9 protein-coding genes and 1 pseudogene are annotated in these 7,015 nt (G+C 69.8%); all 10 read right to left on the minus strand.

Annotated elements, in window-relative coordinates; translation table 11 throughout:
- Positions 1-255: 255 nt before the first annotated feature.
- Positions 256-444 carry a hypothetical protein gene (locus DLJ58_RS01055; protein ID WP_124853434.1) on the minus strand — a complete coding sequence of 63 codons (189 nt, stop codon included), beginning with the start codon at positions 442-444 and terminating at the stop codon, positions 256-258.
- Between the two features lie 43 nt (positions 445-487).
- Positions 488-958 (minus strand): hypothetical protein, encoded by a 471-nt coding sequence (locus DLJ58_RS01060; protein ID WP_124853435.1) that lies wholly within the window; start codon positions 956-958, stop codon positions 488-490.
- A complete protein-coding gene (locus tag DLJ58_RS01065; protein ID WP_124853436.1) occupies positions 958-1,209 on the minus strand; it encodes a hypothetical protein in 252 nt (83 codons plus the stop codon). The genes DLJ58_RS01060 and DLJ58_RS01065 overlap by 1 nt, the downstream gene beginning before the upstream one ends.
- On the minus strand, positions 1,206-1,769 hold the full coding sequence (locus DLJ58_RS01070) for a hypothetical protein (protein WP_124853437.1): 564 nt from the start codon (positions 1,767-1,769) through the stop codon (positions 1,206-1,208). The genes DLJ58_RS01065 and DLJ58_RS01070 overlap by 4 nt, the downstream gene beginning before the upstream one ends.
- Before the next feature lie 526 nt (positions 1,770-2,295).
- Complete coding sequence (locus DLJ58_RS01075; RefSeq protein ID WP_124853438.1) at positions 2,296-2,511, minus strand: hypothetical protein; 216 nt, start codon at positions 2,509-2,511, stop codon at positions 2,296-2,298.
- Entirely contained in the window at positions 2,508-2,849 is a 342-nt protein-coding gene (locus tag DLJ58_RS34205) for an HNH endonuclease (protein ID WP_208740767.1), read from the minus strand. Before DLJ58_RS34205 ends, DLJ58_RS01075 begins: the two co-directional genes overlap by 4 nt.
- Positions 2,850-3,142: 293 nt before the next feature.
- On the minus strand, positions 3,143-3,625 hold the full coding sequence (locus DLJ58_RS34210) for a hypothetical protein (RefSeq protein ID WP_208740769.1): 483 nt from the start codon (positions 3,623-3,625) through the stop codon (positions 3,143-3,145).
- Between the two features lie 144 nt (positions 3,626-3,769).
- The gene (locus tag DLJ58_RS34820) at positions 3,770-3,901 is read right to left on the minus strand and encodes a hypothetical protein (RefSeq protein ID WP_279635823.1); all 132 of its coding nucleotides are present in this window, start codon (positions 3,899-3,901) and stop codon (positions 3,770-3,772) included.
- A gap of 931 nt (positions 3,902-4,832) precedes the next feature.
- Complete coding sequence (locus DLJ58_RS01085; protein ID WP_124853440.1) at positions 4,833-6,464, minus strand: recombinase family protein; 1,632 nt, start codon at positions 6,462-6,464, stop codon at positions 4,833-4,835.
- A gap of 34 nt (positions 6,465-6,498) precedes the next feature.
- A pseudogene (locus tag DLJ58_RS01090) lies at positions 6,499-6,978 on the minus strand (hypothetical protein); the annotation flags it as partial.
- Between the last annotated feature and the right edge of the window lie 37 nt (positions 6,979-7,015).

Raw genomic sequence — 7,015 nt, forward strand, 5'->3', positions numbered from 1 at the left:
CCCAGGGGGTGCGCGGCCCTGCGAACGGCGCAGCGAACGCACGCATACAATTCCACAAAGGAACGATGCAACGCGTTCGCTCGCACATTCACCATTCGACTAACGCAATTAATCAGAGCAACTACAATTCATGCCAGCATGTAGCGCACATTATCTCGCCTGCAAGAATGGTTCTGCGTCGGCAGCGTGGACAAAGGCGCGTCGATGTGTGCGTCTTACTCGTAGGCAGCAAGACGCAGACATCAAACGCATTGCTCATTCACCATTGTCCGGCGACAGAGGGGGGAGGCCGGCAAGCCGACGCGCCAATTCATCGGGCGTTCCTGCGGTCAACTCGGCAAGGTAATAGTCCTCATCGGACATGCCGGGCCAGCGGACAGCACGGGGGCGGCCGGAAGTCCGGACGGCGTAAAAGAACTGCCCCCAGGCGTCATTCAGGTTCATGAATTCACCTCCCCAGGGGGGTCGAAACTGCGGGGGCCGGGGTTCACTTGCTGCCCAGCAGGGTCCGATGCGGACGGTCCCGCATCGATCCCTTGGCCGGCGGTGCCAACGGGCGGGCGGCGACCCGACAGTCACCCGAGCAATAGCGCTTGCTGCCCTTCACCGGGAACGGCTCGCCACAGTGCGCGCACGGCTTCACTGGTGCCGGCGTGACCGGCTGCGGCTCGGGCTGCTCGGGCTGCGGCGCGGGGGTCGGCTCCGGCTGCTCGGCGGGCGCGTAGACGTACCCCGCCGGAATCCGGATGCCGAGATAGCGCAGAGTCGCCGGGCTGATCATCGCCCCCTTGTTCAGCCGGTCGCGGGTATTCGCACGCTCCGCATCCAGCCGCATCATCGCGGCGTATCCGGCTTCCCAGCGCTCGAATGCTTCGCGGCGGGCGTGCTTGCGGCGGGCCTTGCGGGCGCGGGCGGCTTGCCGGTCCTGCTCCACCGTGGTCGGCTGGCGGTGAGTCATCAGAACGGCCCCCTTATGCGCTTGGCGATTTCTTGAATGTCGGGGCGGGAATTGCTGTCGGCGGTGCCGTTGCGGATCTGCCGGGCCAGGGCGCGCATGTCCACGGGCGGCGGGGCAGCCTCGGCCGGCGGCTGCTCGGCGGCCTGGCGCTCGGCACGGATAGCGGCGGCGGTGGCGTCAACCTCGGCATCCCAGGCGGCGGCCTCGGCGTCGGTCATCAGGCGGCCGGTGTGGTCGTAGCGGGCGTTCACCGGGCACCATCGGCAGCGATCTTGCGCAGCCCGCGAAGGATGCTGTCGACGCTGCCGATCACCTGCCAGCCGTCAACGACGACGCTGCCCGAGCTGTACTGGGTAGAACGGTCGATCAAGACAGACAGGCGGTCGGTCATCTTGCCGATCTCGTCCCGGTCGCGCTGGCGGGCGGCCTCGACGTGCGGAGCCGACACGTCCACGAGCGCATCCTGAGCGGCCACAGCGACCCGCAGCGCGGCGGTGTGCGCGTCGCGGATGTCGTCCGCACGGCCCTGCCAGTAGGTGTCGGCCTTGGGCTGCACCTTGCCGGCCTTGACCTTGACGGCGTAGTCCTCGTGCTCACTGACGAGCGCGGCCATGTCGTCCACGATGGACTGCATGGCGGCGCGAGCCTGGTGCAGCTTCGCCAGAGCGGCGGCCACGGCCGGGACCTGCTCGGCAATGGCGTCCACGGCGACCGGAACATCGGCCTTGGCGGCAGCAACCGCGCCACGCGGCCGGCGACCAAAGGCTAGGACGTGAACGCCGTTGGTGATGTAGTGGAATTCGATACCCATGTTTGGGCCTTTCAACGCTCGCGGATCACTCCGTTACAACGCGAGCAGGGGGGATGCCGGGGATGCCGCCCGGCGCGGGGGTTTGTGGTGTGGGCACTGCGCCCCGGTCGCATTCAGGAGTTGCGACCGGGGCGGGTGCCATGCCCGCGAGCCATGCCTAGTCACGCGGGGGTCTACAAAGGACGGCGGCGGCTAGCGCGCTTGTCCTGTCGGTGGCGTTCGACTTGGCACGCGCGGCGCTCGCACGCGGTGCGGGGTCGGCCTCGGTGCGGGGGCGGCGGCAACTTCTTGCCGCAGGCACGGCAGACGCCGGGCGGGTGAACGTGGTACGGCATGTCAGCCGCACACGCCCAGCGAGGCGCGGGGGGCCGTAGCACAGACGCCGCAAGCGGTGCCGGCCTCAGCGGTCGGAAGAATGACCACATAGGACGCGCGCTTGCCGCATCCGCTGACTTCACAACGGAAGTCGGACGCGACCAGCAGCTCATGCCGGCGCTCGGGCGAAACATGGATAGCGGTCAGCGGCTCAGGCATCGGGGCGGGCCTTCCGCAACGTCCCCTGAACGAGCGTCGGCGCGTTGCGCTGCGGCTGCTCGGCGGCGGGCGCGGGCTGCTCGGCGCGACGGCCAGCAATCGAGGCTTTCAGGTCGACGGTCACCACTAGGGCGCGGCGGGTGATGACGACCAGCGAGACCAGCGCCAGCATGGAAAAGAGGACGGATGCAATGGTCAGGGTGCTCATAGGTAGTTGACCTCCGTGGGGTCGATGTCGTCCCAGACGGACGCGAGGTAGGGCCAGGGGTCGTCGTCGGACTTGGCGAGGTTGCACCGGGAGTCCGAGGGGCGCAGGTTGCTCGGCTCGTCGGACCCACCACGGGCGCGCGGCACCACGTGCTCTATGTGCCGGTCGCCGGGGGCGATCGGTCCGCAGCAGATCCAGCACGTCCAGGCGTCGATGCCGTGGGCGGACCAGAACCGTTCGGCGCGGCGGACGTTGCGGGCGTTGCGGCGGTCGAGGCATGGGCGGCAGTACGTGTTACCTGCGACGGCCGGGCCGTGGCCGGCGGCGCTCTGGCACAAACCGGCTGCCTTCCGGGCTGCGCGGTTGCGGCGCTTGCTGGCCGCGTCAGCACCAGACGCAGTGTTGGCGGCGTTGCTTGTGGCGGCGTAGGCGGTGGAAACCGCCCGACACGAGGGGCACTGCGTGTAGCCCTGCTCGGTCGGCCGAACCTGACAGCGCGCGCACTTCCCGGCAATCTTTGCGGCGGTGCGCTGCGCCCTGTCGCGGCAGGGCTTGCACAGCCCGGCGTACTTGCCGGCCAGGTGTCGCGCGGGCCGGTCGCACCCGTTCAAGCACGGCGGCGGCGCGGCGGTCACAGCCGGTCCCACAGCGGACGGTCGCCGGGGCGCGGGTACGTGCGGTCGCGCATGATCAGGCGCTCGCGGCGGGTGCGGTCGGTGTAGATCGGCGCACCCCGCCAGAGATGCACACCCATCCATCCCCGTTTCCCATGGACTACGGCGGACATCAGGTAGTCGCGCGCAACGGCGGCGAACGTCTTCCGGCCGGCGGGCATGATCTCGCCCACGGCCGGGCCACGCTTGACGGCCACGCGAGCGCCGATCATCTGCGTCTCGGCGAACAGGCCACCGGGGGCACCGGTCATCAGCACCGGGTCGGCGTCGTAGTCGAGGGTGTCAAGGGTGGACAGGTAGGCGTCGAACAGCTCGGGGCCTTCCGTGAAACGGCCGATCAGCCAGCGGAAGGTTTCGCGGTCGGTAAGCCAGGTTTCGATGGCCCAGGCTGCGGAGCGGGCGGCGGGGGTCATGTCATCGCCGTAGTGGTATGCGTCCACGGGGTCACCTCCAATCGTTGTGAGGGCACAAAAAAGACGCCCCGACGTTGCGAGGGGTCGCATCCCTCGCAACGCCGAGGCGTTGGTTTTTGGTGGTACTGACCGCTCCGAGCGCATGCGACGCGTTCGGTGCGGGTGTCTGTCCTACCGGGACAGTCGGGACGCGCGGTGCGCGAGGTAGTCGGCCACGTTCGCGCGGAATGCGGCGGTGGCTTCGTCAGTCAGTGGCCGGGGCCGGGTCGCGGTGGGGCGGCGGGTGATCGTCGGGGCGGTCATGGTTCCTCCACTCGTGGGCAGCGGCAGACGCGAAACCGCCCGGACATGGGTGGACCGATCTTCTGGCGGCAACCAAGATCGGCCCACTCATGACCGGGCGGGGTCGAGGGGCGCGCGACGGGTTGCCGGTCGTCGCTGTGCGCGGGTCCGTCCATCTCGGACGGTGGTCGTGCGGGGGGGCTTGCATAGAGTATGTCCCCGACGGGGGGAAACCCGATCTTGGGACCGGAGGCTCAGCGTTTCCGCAGTGTTCGTCCTACAGGGGTAAAACACCCTGGTCAGAGGCTTGCGGCCTTGCCGGGGCGCTCGCTGCTGCCGGCCGGGGCGGGGCGCGGCTTCCCTCTGCTTGGTATGTCCTACAGGCATACAGTACGGCCGTACGGTTCACGGGTGAGATCGGCGGGGCGGGCCGGCGGCGGGTGTGCGGCGGTGGGTGCAGGCGCAGCGAGGGGTGCCCGACTACCGGGCGCGGGCACAGCCGGCGGTGCCCAAGAATTACCCCCCGGATGGCGCACCCAGTGCCGGTAACTGTCTGCACCCCGTCGGCACTTACCCCCCTGATAACGCACCCATCACCGGGCGCAGGCGCAGCCGGGGATGCCCAGGGACTACAGAGAGCACTATAAGTAACTACATTTAGTTATAATAGAGGTATATAAGGGGGAGGAAATAGGACAGATTGAAGGGGGAAGGAAAGCAGGCGGCGAGGCGACAAGAGTCCGAAGTCCATTACCCCCCGAATGGCGCACCCACGTCGGCACCCCCTCGGCGGCGGTGTCGACCGGCGGGCGGGGGGTGCTGCGGGATGGCATCGGAAACGGGCCTTACGCCACGCTGCCGGCCGTGGGTGCTGTCCGGCGGGCATCGGACGCCGGACGCAGAGCAGCCCGCCACAGGTCACGTAGCGGGCCACTTGTTGAGCGTCGGCGGATCAGCCGGCGGGCACCTCGGCGGCGGCGGCGAGGATGTCAGCGGCCGGGCCGTCGAGGGTCACGCGGGCAGAGACCGGGGGCCGGTTGGCGGGGTGGTGCCGGCCAGTCTTGAGCACGGTCACGGCGTCCAGGGCGGCGCGCAGGATGGCTCGCTTACCGTCGAGGTCCAGCGCGTCCAGACCATCGCGGACGGCGCGGCGACCGGGGACGGCCGGGGCCTCGGCGGTGGCGGCCTTGACGGCGCGCGTCGCTGCGTCAACGCGCGTCCGGGCGGCGTCGATGCGCGGGCGGGCTTCCTCGCGGGTGAGCAGACCATCGGCCGCCATGTCCAGCACGCGGGACAGCGCGGCGGCGGCGGTGGCGTGCTCGGCCTCGGCGGCGGCGCGGCGGGCGTCGGCGGCCGGGTCGGCGGTGGCGGCTGCCAGACGGGCGGCCACGGTCTGCCACAACGGGGAATCATCCTCGGCGATATCAACGGCGAGCGTGACGGCGTGCCAGACGTACGCGTCGAGGTCGGCGCGGTTGATCGTGGTGCCGGGGCATTGCTTGCTGGCGACACCGTGGCACCGGTACGCGGCACGCGACACACGCACCCGGCCGGCTGCGTCGGTGCGGGTCCGGTCGGTGCCGGAGGCGACCATGGGGCGCGTGCACAGCTCACAGCGGGCCACACCATCGCGGCCACCGAGCAGGGTGCCGTTCACAGACCGGCCGGACTTCCGCGTGCCGGTCGCGGTCGCGGCGCGACCCGTGCGGGCGTCGATCATGGCGATAAGGCGCTCACGCTCGGCCGGGGTGACCACTCGGGCATCCTCGCCACCGAGCAACGCGACCGGGGCACCATCGACCATCATCACCTCGGCGGCTTTGCGCCACGGACGGCCGGCGACGGTGGCGGCCTCGGCCTCGGACATGCGCCGGTCGGCCGTCTGCAACCCCGCCCACGTAGCAGAGCGGCACATGTTCGTGACCGTGTTGGCAGTCAGCCCAAACTCGGCGGCGGCGCTGCGCGCGGACCGGCCGGACAGCATCGCGTCGGCAACCTCGCGGGCACGCGGCCAGTCAGCGGAGCGGATCACGCGGCCGGTCGGTGCGCCGTCTGCGTCATGCTCGGCAGCCATGCCCAGCGGCAGCGTGCCGCCCAGCCATGCCCCGGCGGCCTTCCGGCGGCGCTTGGTGCGACTGACGCGCTTCGATAGACGCTCCGTCTCATCGCGGGCGGCCTCAAACTTTGCGATCACGCGGCCACGGTCGGCCGGCTTGCGCGTGTCTAGGTCGCTGTCGACCTCCACCAAACCCCGCCCCTGCGCGGCCAGCACATCGACAAATTCGATCGCGCCAGCAATGCCCCGGCGGTCGGCGCGGCTCAACTCATAGACGAGGATCACGTCTACCTCACCGGAGCGGAGCGCAGCCATGGCGGCCTCGAACGCGGGCCGGGCCGAGCGGCTGTGCCGGGACGCGCCGCGCCCCTCCCCCTCGTTGAACTCCACGGCGATCGTCAATCCGTGGTCGTCGGCGTAGCCGTGGATTTCATCACGCTGCTCGATGATCGTCGCGTTGCGGTCGGCGGCCTTGCGAGCGGCGGACCGGCGCAAGTAGGCGGCGGCGCGGGTAGCTTGGGCGGTCATGTGCGCAGCGTACCCGTGACTGCCTTTCCGCTCAAACCGTCTGCGCGGCGTCGGTCAGGGGCATGTCCTGCCACCCGTCGACCTGCTTGAGGCCCTTGAGGAACGCGGTGGTGGAGTAGGCGGGGTCGGTGATCTGCTCCGGGGTACCCCAACCACTGGACGGGCGCTGCTGGAACAAGCCCAGCGAGTCGTGGTCGTTCCTGTCGCCCAGGTGGCCCAGGTTCTCCAGCTTCGACTCCTGCAGGCTCGTCGCGATCGAGATGACCGCGGCCCGCTCCGGGAGACCGGCCTTCTTCGTGGCGGCGATGATCGCCTTCACGTTGGCGGTCTGCTCGTCGTTGAGGCTGATGTGGGACTGCTCGCCCTGCGGCTTCGGCGCGGCCGACTGCACGGCCACCGCGACCGGCTTGGCATCCACCGGGTTGGCGTGGGCGGCGATCGGGCCGGCGAAGACACCACCGGCGAACGCGAGACCAGCAACAGACAGCATGCTCTTACGGAAGATCGTGTTCATGAGGGGTAGCTCCTTCGGGGGTAGAACACCCGCCGGC

This window comes from Micromonospora arida, from assembly GCF_003857035.1.
In the GTDB taxonomy this organism is placed as follows: domain Bacteria; phylum Actinomycetota; class Actinomycetes; order Mycobacteriales; family Micromonosporaceae; genus Micromonospora; species Micromonospora arida.